The organism is Gilvimarinus gilvus (assembly GCF_030518155.1).
GTDB lineage: Bacteria > Pseudomonadota > Gammaproteobacteria > Pseudomonadales > Cellvibrionaceae > Gilvimarinus > Gilvimarinus gilvus.
The window spans coordinates 1-310 of sequence record NZ_JAULRU010000508.1; the positions used below are offsets into that span (position 1 = coordinate 1).

At 44.5% G+C, this 310-nt stretch carries 1 protein-coding gene; it reads left to right on the forward strand.

The window, feature by feature from the left end; genetic code table 11:
* Nucleotides 1-310: hypothetical protein (locus QWI17_RS09120; RefSeq protein ID WP_302722198.1), on the forward strand; the 310-nt coding region annotated here is incomplete at both ends.

A 310-nucleotide genomic window follows, 5' to 3' on the forward strand; every position in this document is an offset into this window, starting at 1 on the left:
AGAGTGAAGGGGTTACCGCCGATGTTGCTGAGATCAATGCCCGTCAATATGCCAACGATAACCCCCTGCCAGGTAGTGATGCTCTGCCCAGCACTGAACTTCCAGTAGATCCCAATAAGATCACAATTTTACCGCCTGCAGAGCAAACAGGAGCCGTAGCCAAGAACATCTCGAAGCTATTACATGCACTGAATCTCACTACTATTTCCAAGAGTGAAGATGATGGCCTTTATCTACAGGTGATTAATCCACCGTATATGGATTTAGTGATAGAAAGTCACGAATCCTATGATCTATCCAAAAATTCATG